General features: G+C 53.4%; 12 protein-coding genes. 7 read left to right on the top strand and 5 right to left on the bottom strand.

The genetic code is table 11. The features are described 5' to 3' along the window. Positions 1–270: 270 nt before the first annotated feature. Positions 271–1,104, bottom strand: coding sequence for an ion transporter (locus ACYVBJ_RS25675; RefSeq protein ID WP_460985146.1), 834 nt, complete (start codon positions 1,102–1,104; stop codon positions 271–273). Positions 1,105–1,420: 316 nt separating this feature from the next. Between ACYVBJ_RS25675 and ACYVBJ_RS25670 the strand changes: the two genes are divergently transcribed. From ACYVBJ_RS25670 to ACYVBJ_RS25650, 5 genes are all read left to right on the top strand, one after another. Then, the gene (locus ACYVBJ_RS25670) at positions 1,421–1,894 is read left to right on the top strand and encodes a cupin domain-containing protein (protein ID WP_460985145.1); all 474 of its coding nucleotides are present in this window, start codon (positions 1,421–1,423) and stop codon (positions 1,892–1,894) included. Positions 1,895–1,992: 98 nt separating this feature from the next. Continuing rightward, the gene (locus tag ACYVBJ_RS25665) at positions 1,993–3,360 is read left to right on the top strand and encodes an amidohydrolase family protein (RefSeq protein WP_460985144.1); all 1,368 of its coding nucleotides are present in this window, start codon (positions 1,993–1,995) and stop codon (positions 3,358–3,360) included. A gap of 34 nt (positions 3,361–3,394) precedes the next feature. Beyond that, positions 3,395–4,543, top strand: coding sequence for an FAD-dependent monooxygenase (locus ACYVBJ_RS25660; RefSeq protein ID WP_460985143.1), 1,149 nt, complete (start codon positions 3,395–3,397; stop codon positions 4,541–4,543). A gap of 23 nt (positions 4,544–4,566) precedes the next feature. Then, a complete protein-coding gene (locus ACYVBJ_RS25655; RefSeq protein ID WP_460985142.1) occupies positions 4,567–5,886 on the top strand; it encodes an NAD(P)/FAD-dependent oxidoreductase in 1,320 nt (439 codons plus the stop codon). Between the two features lie 50 nt (positions 5,887–5,936). Then, positions 5,937–6,638 carry a DAPG hydrolase family protein gene (locus tag ACYVBJ_RS25650; protein ID WP_460985141.1) on the top strand — a complete coding sequence of 234 codons (702 nt, stop codon included), beginning with the start codon at positions 5,937–5,939 and terminating at the stop codon, positions 6,636–6,638. Here ACYVBJ_RS25650 and ACYVBJ_RS25645 read toward each other — a convergent pair. The 4 genes from ACYVBJ_RS25645 to ACYVBJ_RS25630 form a co-directional block, all read right to left on the bottom strand. Further along, positions 6,616–7,389: a LytR/AlgR family response regulator transcription factor gene (locus ACYVBJ_RS25645; protein ID WP_460985140.1), complete on the bottom strand. Its 774-nt coding sequence runs from the start codon at positions 7,387–7,389 to the stop codon at positions 6,616–6,618. The two genes, ACYVBJ_RS25650 and ACYVBJ_RS25645, sit on opposite strands and share 23 nt — an antisense overlap. A 50-nt stretch (positions 7,390–7,439) precedes the next feature. Further along, on the bottom strand, positions 7,440–8,495 hold the full coding sequence (locus ACYVBJ_RS25640) for a sensor histidine kinase (RefSeq protein ID WP_460985139.1): 1,056 nt from the start codon (positions 8,493–8,495) through the stop codon (positions 7,440–7,442). A gap of 7 nt (positions 8,496–8,502) precedes the next feature. Then, the gene (locus ACYVBJ_RS25635; protein ID WP_460985138.1) at positions 8,503–9,558 is read right to left on the bottom strand and encodes a sensor histidine kinase; all 1,056 of its coding nucleotides are present in this window, start codon (positions 9,556–9,558) and stop codon (positions 8,503–8,505) included. A 285-nt stretch (positions 9,559–9,843) separates the two neighbouring features. Further along, positions 9,844–13,755: a hybrid sensor histidine kinase/response regulator transcription factor gene (locus ACYVBJ_RS25630; RefSeq protein WP_460985137.1), complete on the bottom strand. Its 3,912-nt coding sequence runs from the start codon at positions 13,753–13,755 to the stop codon at positions 9,844–9,846. Positions 13,756–14,433: 678 nt separating this feature from the next. On the opposite strand from ACYVBJ_RS25630, the gene ACYVBJ_RS25625 reads away from it, so the two are divergent. Then, entirely contained in the window at positions 14,434–18,432 is a 3,999-nt protein-coding gene (locus tag ACYVBJ_RS25625; protein WP_460985136.1) for a hypothetical protein, read from the top strand. 510 nt (positions 18,433–18,942) lie between these two features. After that, positions 18,943–23,115, top strand: a complete 4,173-nt coding sequence (locus ACYVBJ_RS25620; protein ID WP_460985135.1) for a hybrid sensor histidine kinase/response regulator transcription factor — start codon at positions 18,943–18,945, stop codon at positions 23,113–23,115. The last annotated feature ends 114 nt before the right edge of the window (positions 23,116–23,229 follow it).

Here is a 23,229-nt window from a genome sequence, read left to right as displayed (position 1 = left end):
ATGAATGACTGCCCGATACAGACACGTTCTACTCTAGTCTCGTTTCTCCAATTAAACTGTGCGTCAGTACGTGCACCAGCGGATATTCGGTAAAAATATAGGCGTTCATTTGCGCTACCGTGTAAAAGCCGAACCGGTGGCCGAAGCAACTGAGCGGAAAGGCGGGTAAGCCTTTATTGTCAAAGCTGACCACGGAACGACTCCGAAGTAACAATGAGCGCTTAGAGTCGAAACCGTCTATTGAACCAAGCCCGGAACGACCTGGTTCGGTCATGGATTCAGGCTTTTGGAAAGTGGATGCCCGCAGTATTTGCAGTGGATCGCATCCGAATCGTGCCCCTGCCGGCCGCAACTCGAACACGCTTGCTGGCGAATGGGCTGACGGCTTGAAACGCCCGATAAACTCACGGCCACAATGCCGGTCGGCACCGCAATGATGACGTACCCCAGCATCATGATCAGGCTGGCAATAAACTTCCCTATGGAGGTGCTGGGAACGATGTCGCCATAGCCTACTGTGGTGATGGTAATGATCGCCCAGTAAATGCTGACGGGTATACTTTCAAAGCCATTTGTACGTCCCTCTACGACGTACATCATGGAGCCCAGGATGATCACCAACGTAAAAATAGCCACGAAAAAAACGGTGATCTTGGCCCGGCTTTCCCGCAGGGACGTAGCCAGCAAAGTGGCTGCCTGGGTGTATTCCTGCAATTTAAGAATGCGAAAAATGCGCAGCAGCCGTAAGATCCGGATGACGACCAGTTCGTGAGCGCCAAAATAAAACAGGCTTATATAGGCCGGCAGTATGGCCAGCAGATCCACGAAGCCGAAAAAGCTGAACACATACCGCCAGGGATGGCGGACGGCTAGAAGACGGATAATAAACTCCAGGCTGAAGAGGGCGGTGAATAGCCATTCCAAGGCATAAAAGAAAGTGCCAAATTGCTGATTGAGAGGGATAATGCTTTCCAGGATAACCAAAACGACACTAAGCAAAATCAGCACCAGCAGTGCAATGTCGAAGGTTCGGCCGGCCCATGTATCATTTTCAAAAACGATATTGTGTAGCCAGTGTTGGAAACGTTGCCAGCGCGTCTGCATGGGAATCAAGGCTGCGAAAGAAGATACGTAACGGGTGGTAATCGGTGCTTTCGAAATCAGGCCTGCTACAAAGTTGCAGCCCGGTTCCAGTATTACCTAATGTCGATGCACGCTAATTTAGCGGTCTGCTCCCGGCGAATAACGAGCCTGTTAGTAGAACTTATCAACAGCGACGTACCGGTTGTCCGGTTCGCTTCATCCCCCTCCTCTGCTGGTTTCAAGGCTTAGTTTGAAGGTTTTGTAGAAGTTACTCCCGGTTCTGCCGTACGTACCGATCACCTTTGTGACGTTCAATCAAACAAAGTCTCTTTAAACCATGACAACGTCTCAAACCCAGACTGGCCTTCAGGCCGACGCATTGCGGTGGCACAATGGCCATCTCATGAACTTTAAAGTAACAACAAAGCAAACTGACGGAGCCTTCTCCCTGCTCGAGGTGACCCTGCGCCGGGGCTGCGAGCCACCCCGACACACCCACGAACGTGAAGACGAACTGTTCTACGTGCAGGAAGGTGTTATGCGCTTTACCGTTGGCGACCGGGTAATCGACGCAAAGCCGGGCGATACGGTTTTTATGCCCCGGCAGATTCCGCACGCCTTTGAAGTAATCACTCCATCGGCCAAAGCCCTGCTGTATCTGACGCCCGGTTACTTCGAAGGCTTCTTTTACGAACTCAGCGAAGAAGCTCCCGAAGCCGTTCTGCCCCCTGCCCCGATAGGACCACCGCCAGCGGAGGTACTGAACCAGATTCTGGAAACCTCAGTGCGTTACGGCATTCAGTACGTCTAGCGTAAGTTGAAGAGGGGTAATCAGCTTAGCTACCCCTCACAACCGCACCTAAACCTACCAACCCTTACTACGTCTTTACTTTAGTCGCAACAATACCTATGAACCATCGTTTGCTCATCAAAAACGCTCAAGTCATAACGCTCGATGACGAGCTGGGCGATTTCTCGAAAGCTAGTATTCTCATTGAGAATGATACCATAACCGCCATTGGTCCCGATCTGGACGTGGTTGATGGCGAGATCATTGACGCCACGGACATGATTGCTATGCCGGGGTTTGTTGATACGCACCGGCACGTATGGCAGGGCCAGATTCGTGGTACCACGACCGACCTGACGCTGGGTCAATACATGCAATGGATGCACGGCGTATTGGGCGATAGACAGTCTCCGTCCATTGGCGCGGTCTATCGGCCGCAGGATGTGTATGCGGGCAATCTGCTGGGTGCTGTTGAGGCCATTGATGCGGGCATCACAACCTTGCTGGACTGGTCGCACATCATGAACTCGCCCGAAAACGCCGACGCGGCCATCAGAGCCTTACAGGACTCCGGTATACGGGCCGTTTTTGCCCACGGTTTTTCGCAGCTTAGCGGCCATCTACTGACCGATGTCGAGCGGGTGAAAACGCAGTATTTTGCAAGTGAAACGGGCTTGTTAACAATGGCTTTAGCAATTCGCGGACCCGAAATGTCATCAATGGCCGAGGTACGGCAGGAAATTGAACGGGCCCGTAACTTGGGGCTACGTATATCCATGCACGTTATCGGTGGGGCCGTCAAACCCATTGAGTTGCTCGCTGCTCATGACCTTCTGGGCCCCGACCTGAATTTTGCTCATTGCAATGCGTTGACAGACTATGAGTTCGCCCTGATCAAGGATACCGGCGGCTCCATCTCGATTACGCCCGAAGTTGAAATGCAGATGGGTATGGGATTTCCGGCTACGGGCAAGGCATTGTGGCACGGGATTAGTCCTTCGTTAGGCGTTGATATTGTGACGGCTACGGGTGGAGATCTGTTTTCTCAAATGAAAATCGCGCTGCAAACCGAACGCGCTCGGCAAAATGATGAGCAGCTCCGGAAAGGACAAATGCCGGAAACCTTATCTCTAACCACCCGGCAGGCACTCGAATGGGCGACGATCAATGGCGCGAAGGCGTTAGGGATGGATCATCGGACAGGGAGCCTGACGCCTGGTAAGCAGGCCGATCTGATTCTGATCCGCACGACCGCCCCCAACCTAAGTCCGGTCAATAATCCCGTTGGTTCCGTGGTGTTGCAGAGTCATGCGGGGAATGTCGACTCGGTATTTGTGGGCGGCAAAGCACTCAAGCGGAACGGCAGACTGGTTCATGCCGACTGGCAAAAGCTACGGGAGCTAGCCATTGAATCCAGAGATTACATTGCAGCCAACTCGCATAATCAGCTGCTGACCCAACTCACGTCGAACCTGGTTGTGGGGTAGTTACATCATTCGGTCATTATCTGCACGGGTCATCATGAAAACAACTAAGCAATTTACCATCATCGGCGGGGGCATTGCCGGGCTAACAACGGCGGTTGCCTTGCGGCAGATTGGTCTTCAGCCAACGGTTTACGAAGCTGCGCCCACGATCAAACCACTGGGTGCCGGACTGGGGCTGGCCGCCAATGCTGTCAAAGCATTTCAAAAACTGGGTATTGCCGAGCCTATTCTTCAGGCAGGGCGACTGCTGGACGCATTTGTCATCCAGGATCAGGACGGGCGTACGATTACCCGTACCGACAGCCGGGTTATCAGCCAACGCTATGGTATCGATAACTTCACGATTCACCGGGTGGCATTGCACCGGGAGCTGTTGCGGCAAGTGGGCGACACCCCGATTAGAGCGGGCAAGCGGGCGATTCGGGTTAGCCAGCCCGCCGGTCAGGTCATTGTGCATTTCGACGACGGGACCGAGCACGCAACGGACCATCTGATCGTTGCCGACGGTATTCATTCGGCCATCCGGCAGCAGCTTGTTCCCGGTAGCCAACCCCGGTATGCAGGCTATACGTGCTGGCGGTCGGTTATCGACAGCAGCGGTCTGAATTTGTCAGAAGCCACAGAAACCTGGGGGCCGAACGGGCGAATCGGATTAGTGCCTTTAGCCAATAACGCCTTGTACTGGTTCGCCTGTACCAACGCGCAGCCCAACGACCCCCGGATGCGGCAATCAACAATCGCGGATTTATTGACCTTGTTTGGTACGTATCACGCCCCGATTCCTGACATTTTAGCCCGCTCCAGCCAGCAAACGCTGCTTTGGAACGACATCTACGATTTAAAACCGATTCCGCAGTACGCCTTTAAGAACATAGTCCTGATCGGTGACGCGGCCCACGCCACGACACCCAACATGGGGCAGGGCGCTTGTCAGGCCATCGAAGATGCCGTTGTGCTGGCCGATGAGCTGAAAGGCAGCGGCTCGGTGGCCGATGCTTTCCAGCGATTTGAGCAACGGCGACTCAAGCGCACGCACTACGTTATAGATAACTCCCGGCGAATTGGCCAGATTGCTCAAACGCAGCGTCCCCTGCTGGCCTGGCTGCGTAACCGGGTGTTTCGGCTTCTGCCGCCCAGCATCAACGAGCAGCAATTGAAGCGGGTGTATGAAGTTGATTTCTGATCCACTACTTCCTCTTGTCAATCATGACACACCAAGAAACAAATTCACTGAACATTCCCCGGACGGCCAAACCAAGAGTCGTTATTGTTGGCGGTGGTTTTGGGGGCATCCATGTTGCTAAAGGGCTTATCGGAAGCAACTATCAGGTGGTTATGCTCAGTGCGCAGAACTACTTTAGTTTTTGGCCGCTGCTGTATCAGGTCGCCACCGCTGATCTGGAACCCGACGCCATTGCCCAACCGATCCGGAAGCTCTTTGCCAAGCGACTAACGAACTTCTATTTTCGGGTGGCGCAGGTCACGAACGTAAACAGCGCTGCCAAAACCGTGTCGACATCCGTTGGCGAATTGACTTACGATTACCTGGTGATTGCCACGGGAACGCGGGCTAACTATTTCGGTAATGAACAAATCCGACGGTTTGCTTTCCCCATGAAAGGCCTGCCCGATGCCCTGGACTTACGCAGCCAGGTATTGCAGGTGTTCGAGCAGGCCAGCCTGGCTCCGGACGTATCAAGTCGGCAGCAATTGTTGACGATCGTGATTGTAGGGGGCGGACCAACGGGCGTAGAACTCGCGGGAGCACTGGCCGAAATGCGCAAATACGTACTGCCGGGCGACTATCCGGACATGGATCATAAGCTGGTCCAAATCTACCTGGTAGAAGGGCATGACCGGGTGTTGCCGACCATGTCGAGCCAGGCCAGTGAGGCAACTTATCGTGACCTTGATCAACTGGGCGTTATTCTTCGTTTAAACACAATTGTAACGGAGTATGACGGCCAGTATGCTACGTTGGGTAATAACGAACAGATCCCAACGCGCACCCTGATCTGGACCGCTGGTGTTACCGGGGCAATACTTGAGGGGTTACCTTCTTCTGTACTGGCCGGAAGCCGGTATAAAGTGAACAGCTACAATCAGTTGGAGAACTATCCAGATATTTTCGCAATTGGTGATATCGCGCTGATGCGATCCGACGACTATCCAGACGGGTACCCCAACGTAGCGCAACCAGCTATGCAGCAGGGAAGTCATCTGGCCCAGAATTTACGTCGTCTGCAACGGGGAAAACCGCTTCGTCCGTTCAATTACCTGGATTATGGCTCGCTGGCGATCATCGGCCGCAACCGCGCTGTCGGTGACTTTCCGGGCAATCTGCACCTGACGGGCTTTCCGGTTTGGGTCGTCTGGCTGATGATTCACTTTACTCATCTGGTTGGCTTTCGGAACAAGCTCGTGGTGATGGCCAACTGGCTCTACCACCTGTTCACCTATCAGGGAGGTACGCGACTGATTATTCGACCGGTTGTTCGTCAGAACGAGCCACTAACTGATTCATAGCTCATTACGTATCCGCGTGATCCTGTTACCATCAACCAAACGTATCAACCATGAACTGGCAATTTCCTTCTGTCCGGCCTGCTGGCTGGCGCATGAAACCACTCTCCAGCGCAGCTACTGCCTTTCGGGTCTTACCGTATGGCAGCTTCGAGCTAACCATTGAACACGACTTGATTAAGGACGTAACGCCCGCGATGCTGGTCTGGTGGTTTACCCACATCGGCGGTACGATGCAATACCAGGGCCAGACGTACCCCCGATACCTGGTCTGGCACCCGCTCGATCATATTCATTGGGAATTGGCGAAACCGGCACCCGGTGGCGGAGCGGGCGTGGGCGCTCGGTTTAGAATTGTCGAGGCCTTTGGCCAGAACCAGAATCACCTCATCGACAGTACCGAAGACGTTATCAAGCTTGATGAGGAAGGCATTACGTTAGTCCGGCGCATAGCCGGGGTAGAAGTGTTTCGACTGGCCCACCGGTTTATTCCGGCTGAGGGGGGCACGCTGTACCGGTCCCGGATGCAGGTGGGCCACGAAAGCCGGTTGGGCAACTGGCTGATCAACCCCCTCATGCATCGGTTCATTTTTACCAAAGCAATGGGGTATGCCTGGCTGAAGCATAACGTAGAGGAAGTGGGCAATTTTGAACTCTTCCTGCCTGCACTGTATGACCAGCAGGCACTGGTTGCTACGGACTTTGGCCGTTTGGAAGGACTGACTCAGCCGGCTACTTACCCATCCACTTCTTAAATTCTCCCGACCGGTCGCGGCTGACCAGCACTTCGCCATCGGCGGCTGGCTGCAGGATAAGCTTTAGTTTGTAGTTAAAGTACTGATGTATTTTTACTACCGAACTGATATGAATGATGTACTGACGATTCGCCCGGAAAAACTGCGATGGGTCGATCATCGTTTCCAGATCATCCAGGGTGTAGTCAATCGGGTATTTCTGACCTTTAACAGTGCGGAACAAGCTTATCCCATCTTCAGAATAGAAGTAGGCAATGTCCGACACTTCGACGGGGATCCACTGGGAGAGGTGCCTCACCAAAAAGCGCCTACGGTACTCGACGGGTTGAATCTGCTCCCGCAACTGCTGGGCCAGTTCACTAATGGCTACTTTGCTTTCCCGCCCCGATCCTGCCGAAAGCAGTTTTTTGTGCTTGTTCAGGCTGGCTTCCAAGTCCTGGCGCCTGATGGGCTTGAGCAGATAATCGATGCTGTTCACCTTAAACGCCCGAATCGCGTATTCGTCGTAGGAAGTGGTAAAGATGACAGGCGAGTCTACGTCAATCTGCTCAAAAATAGCAAAGCTTTGTCCATCGGCCAGTTCAATGTCCATCAGAATCAGGTCGGGCGCTGCATGGTTTTGGAGCCACTCTACGGAGGCCTGTACACTGGCGGTCAGGCCCACAATCCGGAGGGAGGCATCGATCTGCGTTACCAGATCCATGATCTTTTCGGCGGCCAGTTCTTCGTCTTCAACAATCAGTACGTTCATTGTCTGAGGAGTTTAGGGGAGTTGGTTTCGGTTAAATATTTTTTTGTCAATTACGGAGAATCGGGGCCGTTGAGCAGCGGAATGGTGACGATGAAGGTCGTGTCGGTTTCCTGAACATCCAGGTCTCCCCGGCCCAGCAATTGGTATTTAGTGGCAATATTGGCCAGACCCACCCCGTTGGAGACAACTCGGGCTGGCTTCCGTTGCAGGGTATTGCTGATTTGCAGGCGTCCATCGTCGGTGATTCTAATGCAGATTTGTAGCGGGCGATGGGCTAAGATCACGTTGTGCTTTACGGCATTTTCCAGCAGCAGTTGCAATGTCAGCGGGGGTAATTGAGCATCCTGATACGTTGCCTCGACCTGTACCTGCAAATTAATTCCAGTGCCATATCGGGTTTTCAATAGGTGATAGTAGGACTGAATAAAGGACAGCTCTTCTCCCAGAGCGGTTAACGTACCCTGGTTCGACTGAAGCAGATACCGATACACGCTGGCTAACTCATCAATAAAGCGTTCGGCGCGTTCACTGTCCTTGTTGATCAGCGACGAAAGCGTATTGAGGGAGTTGAAGAGAAAGTGAGGATTAACCTGCTGTTTAAGCCCCTCCAGTCGGCTCTGTAGGTTCGTCTGCTTCAGCTTCTGCGTGCGTTGCAGCGCCTGCACCCACATCTCGAACGTATAGAATCCTTCGTGAACGACATTCGTGATCAGATTACCGATCAGGCCAAGTCCTAAGGTCCACGCCAGGCGGCTCCCCGAAAACGTATAGCCCGGAAACTGCACCCATTTATAGCCGTAAAACAAGAGTAAAAACGTACCCGATGACATCAACCCATGAATAAGCAGGGCCAGACTCAGGCGTATGCCCGTCTGTCGAATGGCCGGAAAACGATGCCGTAAATAAACCGCCGGCAGGGCGTGCATGAAATAAGCGGGTGTCCAGACGACTGCCGTACACAAGGTAGCCGCTACAAACAGATCGAATCGTTCGACATAGCGCCATCCAAACAGCATCGCGTTTATGAACAAAAAGTAGCCGGGCAGAATCCAGACCGCAATGCGCGTGTCCTGCCGGGTAAATCGGTTTAGGGGTAACCTGCTCATAGGCTCCTTACGATACGGGGGCGGTTCTGGACACTAGAGGTAGAGTAACCGAAAACAGCCTGCCGTCGTCGTGGATGATCGGGTCGGCCAACGCCAGCAGAGCGAATCGTTCGGCCAGCTGATGCAGGCCTCCCGGATGATTGTCTACGCGCAGCGTTTTAGGTGCAATCGTATTGGTCACGACCACCGCGGGCTGACCATTCATAGCGGCACAAGAGTCGATAGTTGCAATGGTAATACGTAATGGTTTGTCGACGAGGATACTGTTGTGGCGAATCGCGTTGTCGACCAGAACCTGCAAACTATAGGTCGGCAGGCAGGTCTCCAGCCAGTCTGGAGAAACCGCTACAGTGAACGTAATGGCCTTTCCGTAACGCACCCGTAAAATAGAAAACAGGGACTGCATAAACTGGATCTCTGCCCGAAGGCTAACCCACTGAATGGTATTGGATTGCAGAAGATACCGATACACAGCCGCTAACTCGTCCAAAAACTCATTGGCTTTTTGCTGATCGGCCGCCACCAGCGCGGAAAGGGAAGTCAGCGAATTGAACAGGAAATGCGGGTTCACCTGATTCTTCAACTGGTCGAACTGGCTTTGCAGGTTCGCCAATTGAATACGGTCAGCCTCTTCCATCGTCCGGCGGTATTGGCGCAAATAGTAAGCTACCTCGTAGGTTGTTCCAAAGACAACGATAGCCAGCAGGCCAATGCCCAGATGAGTAATGACAACAGCCGCCGTAACGGGTACGGGAGCGGTGCGGGTGTAGTGGGTAATAACTAAAAAAGCGAGTTGCGCACTGGCGGTAATCACTACGTAACCCAGGAACGAAACCGTGACGCGCCGGGTGGTTTGACGAATATCCGTGTAGCGCTGTCGAGCCCACTGTCTCCAGCGGTCTAAACCCATCCACACCAACCCGATGTACACCATACCCAGCAGCGACCAGCCCAGATACAGCCCTACACTAAACTGGTACTCCCGAATGTAGACCAGATTAGCCAGCAGGAGCAGAACCGGCAGCCCAATCCAGCGTATCCAGCGATCGTTTAATCGTTCCATTGCCTTCACCAAGCTACGTATCTTTTTTTATTTCTAAAGGGTTCGAATCGTCACTGATGATGTTGGAACAGTCAGTAACCGCCGGGAATTGACCAGAGCGTATGCAATGATTTGTCAAAATTGCCGTCGCCATGCACCCAATCCAGCAGGATCGTCCGTCAGACCGTCAACCTGGTCGGTGAATCAGGCAATCCAGGCCTTGAAGCAGCAATAGGGTTGCTTTATTGCCGAAGCCAATTGGTAAACATGGCCTCAGACAGGCCAGCAATCGGGGTCGGCTTCACGTTAATCTATTGAATGAGGCTGGTTGACGAATTCGGAGGGGGTAAGCTGGTATAGCTTGCGAAAACACTGGGAAAAATAGGAGGGGCTCGAAAAGCCGACCAGATAAGCCGTGGCTGTGATGGGCTGGCCTTGTCGTAAGTATTCGGCTGACCGCTTGAGTCGATAATTTTGAATCAGTTCGTTAACTGACAAACCCGATACCGCTTCCAGTTTACGATACAGACTCGCCCGGCTCATGCCCAGTTCACGAACCAATTCATTGATTCCAAAATCAGAATCGTCGAGGTGTTCGTTCAGAATGCTATAAAACTGGGTCAGGAACGGATCTGACTGAGCCAGCTCGGCGTCGGAGAGAATGGCATCCGGCTCCGCCAGGCTCTGACCTACCCACTCGCGTAGCCGTCGCCGGCTATCGAGCAAATTCTGGATTCGAAGTCGAAGCTCGTCTATGTGGAAGGGCTTAGTGATGTAATCATCGGCTCCCAGCTTTAACCCGTTCATCCGGCTGGCCAGCGTACTTTTGGCCGTCAGTAAAATCACGGGTATATGACTGGTGCGTGGGTCGGTCTTTAACTTTTCGCAGAGTGTATACCCATCCATCACCGGCATCAGTACGTCGCTGAGTACCAGGTCAGGCATGCGCTCGATCGCCAGCTGAAGTCCCTGCGCCCCGTCGCTTGCGCGTTCCGCCCGGTAGGAGGCTGGCAAACTTTCGCTAATAAATTCCGCCAGATCGTCATTATCTTCCACCAGCAGGATGAGGGGTGTTTCGGTAATTGGGGGGGGAGATATATGCAGTAGCGGGTTTGCCTGCGTATCATCCAGGACGGCCGGGGCTGCCGGCTCATGGAAGGCAGGTTGACACGGAAAGCAAACGGTGAAGGCCGTACCGACTCCTGGTTCGCTTTGAACCGAAACCGCACCGCCCTGTACCTCGACGAGCTCTTTGACCAGAGCCAGCCCAATGCCAGTGCCTTCCTGCGAACGGGTTGGGGAGTCGTCAGCCTGATAGAAACGATCGAAAATTAAGGGCAACTGCTCCGGAGTAATGCCGATGCCCGTGTCGGCTACCCTGAACTGAACAAAACCGTCGTCGGCTTTCTGCAACGTAACAACCACCCGATCATCGGCCCGGCTAAATTTGATGGCGTTGGACGCCAGATTGTAAACGATCCGTTCCAGCTTCGCCTGATCGAATAAAAAATCGCCGGTAAGCTGCGACTCATAACTAACCGTTATGCGCAACTGTTCCGCCTGCTCCTCAAACGACCTTACGATCGTTTCGATAAACTCGCTCACGTTACCAACCGACCGCTGGACCGGCATGGCGTTCGCTTCTAGTCTGGAGAGATCAAGCAGCTGATTAATGAGTTCCAGAAGCTGATAAGCGTTCCGTTCAATAACCCCTAGTTTACGCCCGTCGTTGGAGTCCGCATATTTTTGTTTTAGCTGCTGAGCAGGTCCTAAAATCAAGGTTAATGGTGTTCTGAACTCGTGCGTTACGTTCGAGAAAAAACGAGTCTTCATCTCATCCACCACCCGCAGCTGCTGGGTCTCCCGTTCCTGGAAAGCCAGATTCTGCTGCTGAAGTGTAAGCTCCTGCTGTAAGCGTAGTCGGCTGATGTACGAACGGAATAGGCCGTAGAAAACGCAAAAAAGGAGAAGTCCATACAGCCCATACGCCCACCAGGTTGCCCAGTAAGGTGGTTTTATAAGCACGGACAGGGTGCGGACATTGGGGCTCCACTGACCTGACGTATTGGATGCATTCAGCTTCAGGACGTAGTGGCCGGGACTTAGATTCGTGTAAATGGCCTGGGGCTGGTTCGACTCGACCCATTGGTCGGTAAGCCCTTCCAGTTGATAGCGGAACCGGTTCTTTTCGGGTTTGTTATACTGCGCCACCGCGAACTGCACCGTCAGAAAATTCTGGTCATGGGGCAGATTTAACTCGTGCAATACCTGCACCGGCAGGAAGGGTACAGCGGCTGTATCGGCCGAACTGCTCAGCGATAAGGGCTGGTTATTCACCTGAATCTGGGTGATTTCGACGGCAGGTGCAAAGCGATCGTCCCGAACCTGGCGGGGCGAAAAAGCCGTGATGCCTTCCAGCCCACCCATAAAAATCTGTTCGTCAACGGAATCTCGGGCGGGCACGTACAGATAATGAAAGCGGTTAAACTCCTCAGCCAACAGCCCGTTCTCTCGGGTGTAGGTGTGCATTTGGTGGGTTTTGCGATGCAGGCGCACCAGCCCTTTGTTGGTTCCCATCCAGAGGTACCCCTGTCTGTCCGGAATGACGGAGTAAATTACGTTGTTGGGGAGTCCATCCGCTTCGGTGATCCGTTGGCACCGGCCGGTGCGTTTGTCAAAGGCGCATAGCCCCCCACCAAACGTGCCGATCCACAAGCGATTCGGGTCGGTCGGGTCGGCTGACAAACAAAAAACAGTATTGCTACTTATCGAGGCCGGATCAGCAGCCACGTGGGTAAACGGCCGATGGACGCCCGTTCGCCGGTCGATCCGGAACAAGCCTCTGCCTAAAACAGCCACCCACAGCGCCTGTTGATCGACGACCAATTGTACAGGTACCTGCGGAATGCGGAGCTTATGGGCAAACGGAATCCATTGCTTCGTTGCTGGCTGGTACTGCCAGGCGAGTGAATCGTGGGCTATCCATACCTGCCCGGCTGGGTCGGTGGCCATTGGATAGGGAGTGGTTCCCTCTGCTGATGCGGGCATCGGTACGGCCGTTATCCGACCACTGACCAAATCCAGCCGTTGACAGGGTGGCCGTGCTACGTTAAACCAAAGCCCGTGCTGTTGATCGACGGTATATCGAAAGTCATACCCATTCGTATTGGCCACAAAGGGAGACGCCAGGGGGGGGCGAACGCCTAACCAGCGCCGAAGTAAATCGACGTGAAAGGACACCTGATAAGGCGCTGTCTGAAAAGGGTTTGCGGTCAGGTCGTACGTCTGGATACCAGCCCCATTGGTTCCTACCCAAAGCACATCGGAGCGATCTACCCACAAACTTCTACCGTGCTCCATAGCGGAGATCGTGGCAGGAGAACTAAGCAACTGAAGACCCTGCTGACTGGTGTATCGGTACAATAGGCCTTCGCGCAGAAAATAGATTGTCCCTTTGTGATCAGTTGCGAACTGCATTTGATTCCATATATGCTGCAAGCGGGGCAGGGGATACTGTTGCGTTTGGCCAGTGAGCGGATTAAGCCGGATCAAATGCTGGCTTGTTCCAATCATAAACTGGCCATCGGGCATTCGATAGAGCCCATTTAGGTCATCGTGAGGCACCGCAAAGGTAGGCGTCATGAAGCGCTGCTGTACGTCATCAAAATAGGAAAGCCCTGACCGAGTGGCAACCCAGCAGCGTCCCTGGTTATCTTCCGCAATACCGATTCCTGCATTGTCGGGTAACGTATTGCGTTCATTTTTCTGATGGCGAAAGAGCCGACATCGTCCCGTCTGGATATCATACAGGCCTACGCCCTGGTCAACGAACGCAATCCAGAGTCGATCCCGACGATCCCGCCAGACAGTCCCCGGCTGCTTAAATACGTTCCTATAGGCAGGTATTTGTGAGACATTGGTAAACGTTTCGGTGCGTGGGTCAAATCGGTCCAGATCACCCCGTTCACTCACGATCCAGATCACCCCCCGATGATCCAATACGAGCCGGATTAAGCCCGGATAAGAAAGCGATGCTTTTCCCGTAGATGACGGTTTGAAAACCCGAAAGGTGCGGCCATCATACCGGCAAAGCCCGTCGCGGGAAGCGACCCAGATAAAGCCTTGTCGGTCCTGGACGATGCCGGTGATATACGCCTGGGGCAACCCTTGCCGATCGTTAATCACCCTGGGCGGGGGTAAGGCAAACGACTGGGCCATGGAAACGTTGCCGAAAAGATTGAAGCAGCCGCTTAGCAGGAGTACAAGCGCGTGTCGTGTCAGGGTATGCAGGCCCATGCCAGGTCTGAGGATTTCGATGAGTAACGAAACAGCAGCAAAAAGTGAACCGGCCTGAACCGCTCACGAGCGGTTCAGGCCGGTAATCAACCCAATAGTTTCCTGCAATAGGCTAAGGCGCTATCTGGTAGAAGGTGGATTGAAAAAACGATGTTTCGAGCCTCCCGGCTAGCTGTTGAGACAGGATTAACAGGATTTGAGACGGAATTGACAGTCCTCCTGAGTAAAGAGCGGGACCTTTGGCGGGTTGGATCAAATATGTTTTCATTATTCATGAATCAATGACTTATAAGATTCATATTTTGATAAGGCCAACTTAGAAAAGAGTATATACGAGCAAAAAGCGTTCCTGGATTAACTACTACGCCTAGGGCTGTAAGATCGCAATCTATTCTCTGGCAACCCAGTCGGAGCGACGAGTTGGCTTATTGACGAATTCGTTTAATCGGGTACTGACTCTGCCATGAAACACCTTTTCTCAGCTATTACGCTTGTTCCTTCTTCAGTACAGCCCGGTACGTCCTTATGCCTGTTTACCGGCTCTACTTGCTTTTTCGCTCACTTTGTCTATAGTCAACACATAACTCGATTGCTAACGCTATGAACACAAACGTCTACTACACCCTCTTTTTTAGAGTGCCCAGCGGGCTGCAACCCGAACGCTTTTCGAATGAGCTTAGCCACCCGACGGCTTTTCAGCCCAGTCGAAGCCTCCCTATATATCAGGGCTCCCAGTTGATCAGGAGCTATTTGGCCATTGTCTTGTTTAGCTTACTCTGGCTGGGCTTAGCTTTAGGGACTAACGCCCAGACCCCGGATGGTGTTACAGTGGCCGGAGGTCTGCTTTCGGCAGCCACTCACTTCAATGGCCCCAATGACGTGTATGTGGATGGGCAGGGTAACATCTACGTCGTTGATGAGTATAACCACCGCATCCAGAAGTGGGCTCCCGGGGCCGCCCAGGGCATCACTGTTGCGGGCGGTAATGGCGCTGGCGGTGGGGCAAATCAGTTATCTTATCCCAGAGGTGTCCATGTGGATGAAGCGGGTAATATTTATGTGGCTGATTCAGGGAATGACCGCATTCAGAAGTTTCCCCTCAACTCGACTTCGGCTACGTCGGGCTCCACCGTTGCCGGGGGCAATGGTGCGGGGAGTGGGGCCAACCAGTTTAATGACCCCTATAGGGTGTTTGTGGATGGAGCGGGTAATATCTATGTCGCTGATTGGAGAAACTACCGCATCCAGAAGTGGGCACCTGAGGCCATTGAGGGTATCACCGTTGCGGGGGGCAATGACTACGGTGGTGAGGCCAATCAGTTATGGCATGCCGAAGGTATGTTTGTGGATGGAGCGGGCTATTTATATGTAACTGATAGCGATAACTTCCGCATTCAGAAGTTTCCGCCCAACTCCACTTCGGCTACATCGGGTTCCACAGTAGCAGGGGGCAATGGACGAGGTAATGGAGCCAATCAGTTTGATCTGCCCGATGACCTGCATGTGGATGAGCAGGGCAATATCTATGTGGCAGATACGCGTAATCACCGTATCCAGAAGTTCCCGCCCAATTCGACATCCGCGACTTCGGGCTCCACCGTGGCGGGGGGCAATGACTATGGTAGTATGGCCACTCAGATAGGTTGGCCCGAAGGAGTGTTTGTGGATGAAGCGGGCAATATCTATGTCGCTGACTCGGATAACCAACGCATCCAGAAGTTTCCACCCAACTCCACCTCAGCTACGGCTGGTACCACAGTAGCCGGTACTTTGCCGTTATATGACATCTGGAGCCTGGACCTGGATGGGCAGGGGAATGTGTACGTAGCCAACTGGTATTTTGACCGCATCCAGAAGTTTGCGCCTGGCTCCAGTGTAGGTACCACCGTGGCGGGGGGCAACGGGAAGGGGAGTGGAGCCAGCCAGTTGGATTATCCGTATGGAGTGCATGTGGATGGGCAAGGTAACCTCTATATAGCGGATGGAGATAACAGCCGCATTCAGAAGTGGGCTCCAGGAGCCACTGAGGGCATCACCATAGCAGGCGGCAATGGACGAGGTGGCGGAACCAATCAGTTAAACGAACCCACGAACGTGTATGTGGACGGAGGAGGCAATGTCTACATCGCTGACTATAGTAACAACCGCGTTCAGAAATTCCCCCCCAATTCGACTTCGGCTACATCGGGCTCCACTGTTGCAGGCGGCAATGGGCGAGGTAGTGGAGCCAATCAGTTAACTTCTCCTTCAAGCGTGTACGTAGATGGAGCGGGCAATTTGTATGTGTCTGACTATGATAACCACCGTGTCCAGAAGTTCCCGCCCAACTCCACTTCGGCTACTTCAGGCTCCACTGTAGCGGGGGGCAATGGGTATGGGAATATGGCCAATCAATTCGCTAGACCCTATGGGATGTATGTGGATGAAGCGGGTAATATTTATGTGGCTGATTCAGGGAATGACCGCATCCAGAAGTTCCCGCCTAACTCCACTTCGGCTACGTCGGGCATCACTGTAGCGGGGGGCAATGGTGCGGGAACTGGGGCTAATCAGTTAGATTCTCCTTTAGGTGTCGTTGTGGATGGGCAGGGCTATGTCTACGTGGCAGATACAGATAACTACCGCATCCAGAAGTTTCCCCCCTTACCGGCTACCGTAACGGAGCTAGCAGTCACGCCCAATCCGGTCTGTGCAGGTCAGCCCCTGACCTTCACCGCTACGGTGGGCAACGTAACAGGCAGTTATAGCTATACGCTCACCAACGCTACAGGCAGCCCGCTGGAAGGCAGTTCGGCATCTGCCGTCTTTAGCCAAAGCCTGACGGCCAGTGGACAGGGGGCACAAACTTACACCCTGACGATTGGGACTACGGGTGGCTCAACTACGGCAAGCGTAGGGGTTACCGTCAACGCCCTGCCCACGCCTGCCATCGCCAACCTGGCCAGCAGCTTCTGTAAGGATGCTCAAGCCATTACGTTGGCGGGCACGCCAGCCGAAGGGGGCGTCTTCACCATTGATGGCACGAGCGCTACCAGCTTTAATCCGACCAGTCTGAGTGTAGGCAACCACACAGTACGCTACGTAGTCATTACTAACGGCTGTTCAGCCTTCATTGAGCAAACAGTAGCCATCAACGCCCTACCAACTGCTCAGATCACTAACCTGGCTAGCTCGTTCTGTAAGAATGCTTCGACGGTCACCTTAACCGGTACACCCCCGGAAGGAGGGGTATTCACCGTTAATGGTCAGTCAGCTACCCTGTTCAGCCCGGCTAGTCTGAGTGTAGGCAACCACACAGTACGTTACACAGTGACCACCAACGGCTGTTCAGCCTTCACGGAACAAATCGTGGCTATCAAAGCCCTGCCTGTCCCGGCCATCACGAATTTAGCTAACTCTTTTTGTAAAGATGCTCAAGCCGTTACCCTGACGGGTACACCCACCGAAGGAGGCATCTTCACTATCGACGGGCAGAATACTACCTTGTTCAACCCGGCCAATCTGACGGTGGGTAGCCACACGGTACGTTACACCGTCACTACGAATGGCTGTTCAGCTTACAGTGAGCAGAGCGTGGAAATCAAGGCACTACCCACGCCTGCCATCACCAGTCTGGCCAGCAGCTTCTGTAAAGATGCTCAAGCCGTTACGTTGGCGGGCACGCCAGCCGAAGGGGGCGTCTTCACCATTGATGGCACGAGCGCTACCATGTTCAGCCCGGCTAGTCTGAGTGTTGGTACACACACGGTACGTTACACAGTGACCACCAACGGCTGTTCAGCCTTCACGGAACAAATCGTGGCTATTAACGCCCTGCCGGCGTCTGGTCTGAGTAACACGGGGCCACTTTCGTCCACCAATGCTACCGTTACGCTGATCGCTACGGGCGGCACCAGTTACAGCTTTAGTGGGGGGGCTTCCCAACAGGGTAGTGGTGCCACTGCTACCGTTACCACGCCGGGGGGCTACTCGGTCACTGCTACCAGCAATGGCTGCTCATCAACAGCCTCCACGACAGTAACCGGGGGCAGCAACCTGACCCTCTGTAGAGGAGGTACGGGCGTGATCAGTGTCACCGTAGAGGGTGCTCCCGTCAAGTTTGAGTGGTACAAGAACAGTCTGAGTACACCCAAGATTATGGAAACGCCCCAGCTCTTCCGGGGTACGGCGACCTCGAGTCTGACCATCATCAACGCCCAGACCAACACCCAGGGCGACTTCTACCTGAAAGTGACTGAGCGTTCAGGTAGTGTGCAAGTCTACGGTCCCTACCGGCTGATCGTCGATGCTACTTGCCGGGCTCGGGCGATTGCCGGGCTGGAGATACCCTTACAGGTAGAGCTAGCGCCCAATCCCATCCAGCAGGATCGGTTGCGGGCAATAATTCGCGGTGCTGCAGGCCGTTCTTTGCAAGTAGAGTTGGTGAACCTGCAAGGTCACTCCGTACGTCAGCAGGTGTGGCCGCAGGCCGAGGCTGAGCAGGTGGTCGACTGGGACCTACAAGCGAATTCAAGTGGGGTGTATCTCTTGCAGGTGGTCAGTGAAGCGGCTGCTTCTAACCCGGCTCAACGGCAGAGTGTAAAGGTGATCAAACCCTAATCGAGAGATGTATCAGAAGGCTTAGCTAAGCAGACTCACTGATGACAAAAACGCCTGACTCGAAAGTCGGGCGTTTTTGTTGGTAGAACGATACGGCGAATAACTGGGGTTTATAAACTCACCTGCTATGTAGCCATCTCATAGGCGAAGCTATTGATGCGGATAGCCGCAAACAAGTCAGTAACCGGGGTCGGCTCCGCAAAAACCTCCATTGTTCTTACCGCTGGAGCAGAACCGCCAGAGCGGATGATCAGGAAAAGATCGAAAATTGGCTTCAGAAAGAGTATTTTGAAAATTAAATGAAAAAATGAAAGTTCAATCTTAAACCTTTGAGCGGCACACTTTTTGGGAGGAGATCAGTAAGAGCTGACCTCCAGTCAAAACTGGCGCACCGGACGAGGTAAAGGGTGCTTATGGGTCTGGTTTATTAGTCTATATATGAAATTAACTCCATATAGCTAAACCGCTACGTGGCGATTTTCCGTAGTTTTAAGGTCAATTTGCCGACCCATGCGCTTTTTGTATTTGCTGGTTTTCTTGCCTTTGCTCGTCATAGCTCAGCCTACCTCCCAGTCGGCTAAAGGCTGGCAGGAACTGACCATCTCTGATGGGCTGTCGCAGGGAATGATTTATGACCTCAAGCAAGACAGAAAGGGATTTATCTGGGCTGCCACCAAAGATGGGCTGAATCGCTACGACGGCTACAACTTCACGGTCTTTACGCATAATCCCTACAATAAATTTAGTCTGTCGTCAAATGCGTGTTCGGCCCTGTTCATTGATCGTCATGGGCGGTTATGGATAGGGACACTGAACCGGGGACTCAACCTGTACGACGAGCGAACTCAGCGGTTTTACCACATTGACATGAGCGATCCGGCTTCGCCCGATGCCGGTAATTATGAGATTATTACGTTAGCAGAAGACCCCGAAGGCAACATCTGGGTAGGCACCCGACAGAATAAACTTGTTAAAGTTACTTTGCCGAGTGCGCTGAAAACAGGTTTTCCCCGGCAGGATGACGCTACATCTATGGTTCGTTTCAGTCGCTTCTCATTTCCGCTGAATGGCGTAAGCAGTGAAAGTGCCCCGGTCCGGATTCGATTTCACCATAATGGGCAGGCCGAGGTCAGTGCCGCCCGGGAGCTATACCGGCTGAATTGGCAGCAACCGCAGCCAACCCATTATACACTAATCAACCGATTTGGCGCATTAGCCACCTTATTCCAGGCAACGCCCGACGGGCAACAACCCGACTACTGGTTTGGATTCAGTGCCGACACGCTCATTGGCTGGCAGCAGACCAAACGAAAAGTTATCGGGATGCCACCCACTAAAAACTTCAATGTGCTTCTGGAGGCACTCGACAACCGTACGGTCGCAGTAGCGACGTCTGACTTTTTGTGGCTGATGTCTCCCGATCAGCTCTACGCGCAGGAGCTGCTGTCGGCACGTAATGCGTTTGCCGTGATGCCGCCCAACGTATTCGGCATCACAAAACTGCTCATCGATAAGACAGGTAATATCTGGGTAGGTACGTCGGGCTACGGCCTGCGTAAGTTCAGTCCGCGCATCAAACAGTTTCAGACTTACCTACCCAATACGTCGCTCTCGTACCTGTTTCAGGATCGGCAGGGACAGACGTATGTACGTAATCAGTTCAACTACGGACGACTAGACCGGTCTGCCAACCGGCTGATTGGGTTTTTGAGCAAAAGCGACGCGGTAGTCGACCGGTCAGTGTACCTGATGCAGGATCGTCAGGGGTTCTTCTGGGCATCCGTCGTCAATACGCAGACTAAGCCGATTACGCACCAGCTGGTAAAGTTTTCAGAAACCTGGCAACGGCTTAAGTCTTATTCGCTGCCCGCTGGCACAGCCTTTGGGTTCTATGGCAACCAAACCCGGCAGGACGAAGCAGGGTATCTCTGGATCGGCACCATGAACGGAAAACTTCTTCGCTTCAACCCGACCACTGAAACCTTCAGCGTATTTTCGTATCAGCACCTGTTTCCTCGTCAGGCCGCCGGAGTAGAAACCTATAGCCTGTATTTCGACCGACGTGGCACGGGCTGGATTGGTACGCAGAGTGGGCTCATCCGGGTTGACCACCCGCAGACAACGCCTGATTTTTCGATCTATAAAAACGATGTGGCCGTACGCGAAAGCCTGAGTAATAATTTCGTATCGAGTACCATCGATGATCCTGACCAACCAGACAAATACCTTTGGATCAGCACAAAAGGGGGAGGGCTGGAACGGCTCGACAAACAAACGCGGTCTGGCGCTCCGGGAAAATTCCGGCACTTTACCGAAGCCCAGGGGCTGCCCAATAAAGTGGTATATGGTATCCTGGTGGATGAATTCCGGCAGCTTTGGATGAGTACCAACCGAGGCCTGGCGCAACTTAACCCTCGAACGTTCAAGTTCCGTAATTATACCAAAGCGGATGGCCTTCAGGACGACGAGTTCAATACGGGGTCGTTTGTTAAAACTGTATCGGGTGAACTGTTTTTTGGGGGCGTAAACGGACTAACCGCCTTTCGTCCCAAAGACGTAGCGGCTTCATCGGCCGAACCTGTATCCCAAGTTCAGGTCATCGGACTAAAAATCAATAACGAAGCGGTGGCCGTGGGCGATTCCAGCGGTATCCTGGCGGAAAGCATAGAACATACCCGGCAACTCGATTTAGCGCATACGCAAAACTTACTGACCCTGGAGTTTGGGCTGATGAACTATACCAATGCCGCCAAAAATCAGTACCGCTACCGGCTGATAGGCATCGACCAGGGTTGGGTAGAAGCCGGTACCAACCGCTTTGCCAACTACGCGCAACTGCCCGACGGGGCCTATACGTTTGAGCTGGAGGGTTCCGCTAACGGAGAAGCCTGGAGCAGAGCGGTTCCCCTAACCATTCGAATCCATCCACCCTATTACCAGACCTGGTGGGCCTATCTGCTCTACGCAGTGCTGCTGGCGGTTATTAGCTGGCAGTTGTATCGGTTTCAGAAACAACGGTGGCTGTTGCAGCAGCAGGTGGCGTTCGAGCAGCAGGAAGCCAGTCGGCTGGCTGAACTGGATGCACTGAAAACGCAGTTCTTTACCAATATCTCGCACGAGTTCCGGACCCCGCTCACCCTGATTCTGGGGCCGCTCACGGAGTTGAAAAAACGGTTTCGGACCGAGGACGTGGTTACGCTGACCGAGCCGGTCGTAACGCTGATGGAGCGGAACAGCAATCGGTTGCTGAGCCTGATCAACCAGCTGCTCGATCTGAGCAGGCTCGAAGCGGGGCAACTCAACGTAGACCCGCAGCCCGGCGACCTGGCTACGTTCTTCCGCACGCTGGCCTCTTCTTTTAATTCGCTGGCGCAAAGTCATCAGATTCAGTTCACGTTTGTGCAGGAGCCGGTTCATTTTCAGGCCCGCTTCGACCGCGACAAGCTTGAGAAGATCGCTACGAACCTCCTTTCTAATGCGTTTAAGTTTACGCCTGCTGGCCAGCAGGTCCGGTTGCGGATTGACTATCCACCCTCCGGCACCACCGGTGAGCTGGTCATCCAGGTAAACGACACGGGCATTGGTATTGCGCCGGCGAACCTGTCGGCCATTTTTGATCGATTCTACCGGGTTGAAGGGAAAGTCGGCCGCACCTACGAAGGTACTGGCATTGGCCTGTCGCTGGTCAATGAACTGGTAAACGTGCTGGGGGGAACCATTACCGTTGCCAGCACAGAGGGCGTCGGCACGAATTTCACGGTGCGGCTACCGTTGCTGCCCCCTGAGCAGTTGCCAACCGACGAGAATGTCGGCTTGCCAGAACCGATACAGGATGGGGTAGCATCTCTGGCCGGGCTGACCGATGCTGACCTGCCAGCGCCAGCAACGGATATGATTATGCTCATTATCGACGATAACGCGGACATCCGGGCCTATGTACGCACGGTGTTTGAGTCGAGCTACCGCATCATTGAAGCCGAAGATGGCCTGGATGGTCTGGAAAAAGCAACGGCTAGCCTGCCCGACGTAATCATCTGCGATCTGATGATGCCCCGGCTCGACGGGTTTGGTTTCTGTCGGCGGCTGAAGCAGCAGGAAATTACCAGCCACATTCCGGTGGTGATGCTCACCGCCCGGGCAACTACGGAAGACCGCATCGAAGGTTTCGACCTGGGGGCGGATGATTACCTGACTAAACCCTTTAACCAGGCCGAACTGGCGTCCAGGGTACGTAACCTGCTCCTCAAACAAGCCCGGTTGCAGCACTATTACGGCCGTAGAATTGAACCCGTGAGCCAGGTAGCAAATGAGCCGGGTCATTCCGCAAAAGAAGAAGCCTTTCTGGCCAAAGCCTACGCGGTTGTGATGAGCCAGCTGGCCAATAACAGCTTTGGCGTAGAAGATTTCAGCCGGCAGATGAGTATGAGCCAAAGTCAGCTGGTTCGCAAACTGAAAGCCTTAACGGGGCAGACGGCCGTCGAGTACATTCGTACGATTCGCCTGGAGCAGGCGATCCAGCGGCTAAACCAGGGCCAGGGTGTTTCGGAGGTAGCCTATCAGGTGGGCTTCGAAAGTCTGTCGTATTTCACGCGGGTTTTTCAGGAAAAATTTGGCATATCACCCTCATCGCTCGTGTCCGGCGGGGGAACAAATGAATCTAAATCTGATGTGACTACACCTTAATATAGGTAAACTATTTGTCCGTTAAGTCCCCTGAAACCCTCTGATTTCAGGGGACTTTTCTGATTTTACTGCACTCAAAAAGGCCAAATGCCGAAAATGAGCAAAAGAATGCCG

The organism is Spirosoma fluminis (assembly GCF_054778895.1).
This window is presented reverse-complemented; position numbering and strand designations above follow the sequence as displayed.

Excerpts from the sequence above, each read along its gene's own strand:
- ACYVBJ_RS25675 (WP_460985146.1), bottom strand. The coding sequence starts at position 1,104 with ATGCAGACGCGCTGGCAACGTTTCCAACACTGGCTACACAATATCGTT.
- ACYVBJ_RS25670 (WP_460985145.1), top strand. The coding sequence starts at position 1,421 with ATGACAACGTCTCAAACCCAGACTGGCCTTCAGGCCGACGCATTGCGG.
- ACYVBJ_RS25665 (WP_460985144.1), top strand. The coding sequence starts at position 1,993 with ATGAACCATCGTTTGCTCATCAAAAACGCTCAAGTCATAACGCTCGAT.
- ACYVBJ_RS25660 (WP_460985143.1), top strand. The coding sequence starts at position 3,395 with ATGAAAACAACTAAGCAATTTACCATCATCGGCGGGGGCATTGCCGGG.
- ACYVBJ_RS25655 (WP_460985142.1), top strand. The coding sequence starts at position 4,567 with ATGACACACCAAGAAACAAATTCACTGAACATTCCCCGGACGGCCAAA.
- ACYVBJ_RS25650 (WP_460985141.1), top strand. The coding sequence starts at position 5,937 with ATGAACTGGCAATTTCCTTCTGTCCGGCCTGCTGGCTGGCGCATGAAA.
- ACYVBJ_RS25645 (WP_460985140.1), bottom strand. The coding sequence starts at position 7,389 with ATGAACGTACTGATTGTTGAAGACGAAGAACTGGCCGCCGAAAAGATC.
- ACYVBJ_RS25640 (WP_460985139.1), bottom strand. The coding sequence starts at position 8,495 with ATGAGCAGGTTACCCCTAAACCGATTTACCCGGCAGGACACGCGCATT.
- ACYVBJ_RS25635 (WP_460985138.1), bottom strand. The coding sequence starts at position 9,558 with ATGGAACGATTAAACGATCGCTGGATACGCTGGATTGGGCTGCCGGTT.
- ACYVBJ_RS25630 (WP_460985137.1), bottom strand. The coding sequence starts at position 13,755 with ATGGCCCAGTCGTTTGCCTTACCCCCGCCCAGGGTGATTAACGATCGG.
- ACYVBJ_RS25625 (WP_460985136.1), top strand. The coding sequence starts at position 14,434 with ATGAACACAAACGTCTACTACACCCTCTTTTTTAGAGTGCCCAGCGGG.
- ACYVBJ_RS25620 (WP_460985135.1), top strand. The coding sequence starts at position 18,943 with ATGCGCTTTTTGTATTTGCTGGTTTTCTTGCCTTTGCTCGTCATAGCT.